The organism is Cupriavidus consociatus (assembly GCF_017814975.1).
Classification (GTDB): domain Bacteria; phylum Pseudomonadota; class Gammaproteobacteria; order Burkholderiales; family Burkholderiaceae; genus Cupriavidus; species Cupriavidus consociatus.
Genome location: NZ_JAGIQA010000118.1, coordinates 1 through 1,475, shown reverse-complemented (window position 1 = coordinate 1,475; position 1,475 = coordinate 1). Strand labels below are relative to the sequence as shown.

The window sequence follows — 1,475 nt, the reverse complement described above, 5'->3', positions numbered from 1 at the left end:
CATCCCCTTATACGGAAGTAGGACCGTCTCCGCAGCGAGGCATGGAGCCTGAGGCCCTGGGAATTTCGAGGTAAGGGGGTTGTTAACTTCGCCAGACTCGCGTTTACTCTCGGATTTTCGTGCAGCAATGAGCAACGAGTCGGGGGCATGGGTGGACGAGGAATTCGAGAGTCTGGATCTTGGTGATCCGCGGCGGGATCGGCGCGCCAAGGAGCTGCTCAAGCGGTTTGCGGCTTTGCCGACGGCGAGCATCCCCGGCGCATGCGATGACTGGTCGCAAACCATCGCGGCATATCGGTTTCTCGGCAACGAGCAGATCGATTGGCGGGACGTGATGCAGCCCCATTGGGAGCGCACTGCAGCGAGGGCCGCGCAGTTTCCGGTGGTGCTGTGCATCGCTGATACAACCGAATTGAACTTTAATGGCCAGGAGATCGACGGGCTGGGTCCGTTGACCTATGAAGCCCAGCGGGGCATGTTTTTGCATCCGACCTACGCGGTGACGCCTGACCGTGAACCGCTGGGGGTGATCGATGCCTGGATGTGGGCTCGGGAGCCCAAGGACGCCGATGGCAACCGGGGCGGGATCAAGGAAAGCGTACGTTGGGTTGAAGGATATGAACGGGTTGCGGAGCAAGCCGCGCTATTGCCGCAGACACGGCTGGTGTATGTGACAGACCGCGAGGGTGATATTGCCGAGTTGATGGCGCGCGCCCAGGAACGTGGCCAACCGGCCGACTGGTTGATCCGCAGCCAACACAACCGCAACCTGGCCGAGGGCGGCAAGTTGTGGGATAGCGTCGGAGCCAGCCCGGTACTTGGGGAAATCACCTTTATCTTGCCGGGGCGTGCAGGCCAGAAGGCGCGCGAGGTCCAACAGGAGCTACGCGCCCAACGTGTGAAGTTGCCGGGTCTGGTCGGGGCGGAGTTCACCTGTGTAGAGGCAACGGAGATCGGAGCGCCCGCAGGCGTCAAGCCAGTGGTTTGGCGGTTGTTGACGAACCGAGAAGCGCAGGACGCCGATGCTGTCATCGAACTCGTCGAGTGGTACCGAGCCCGCTGGGAGGTGGAGATGTTTTTCCATGTCCTGAAGACTGGCTGCAAGGTCGAAGCACTACAGCTCTCGCACATGGATCGTGTGGAGCGGGCCTTGGCGTTGTATATGGTGGTAGCTTGGCGCATTGCCCGCTTGATGCGATTGGGCAGAATTTGCCCGGAACTGGATGCGTCCCTGTTCTTTGACGCCGACGAAATTCGGGGAGCATACGTGCTCGCCAAGAAGGCACGCCCGAAGACACCGGTCACACTCAATCAGATGATTCGGTTGGTTGCTTCCCTGGGTGGGTTCCTTGGGCGCAAGAGCGATGGAGAGCCCGGTGCCAAGACGATCTGGATCGGCATGCAGCGAACCATGGACGCCGCGCTCACCATTCAGGCACTGCGGGAAGAGTCATGACTTCCGTATAAGGAAATGC

The 1,475-nt window shown here is 60.5% G+C and carries 1 protein-coding gene; it reads left to right on the top strand.

Annotated elements, in window-relative coordinates:
- Positions 1 to 127: 127 nt before the first annotated feature.
- On the top strand, positions 128 to 1,456 hold the full coding sequence (locus J8I82_RS37640) for an IS4 family transposase (protein WP_209765690.1): 1,329 nt from the start codon (positions 128 to 130) through the stop codon (positions 1,454 to 1,456).
- Positions 1,457 to 1,475: the final 19 nt, after the last annotated feature.

Coding starts and splice junctions, on each gene's coding strand:
- J8I82_RS37640 (WP_209765690.1), top strand. CDS start 128: ATGAGCAACGAGTCGGGGGCATGGGTGGACGAGGAATTCGAGAGTCTG.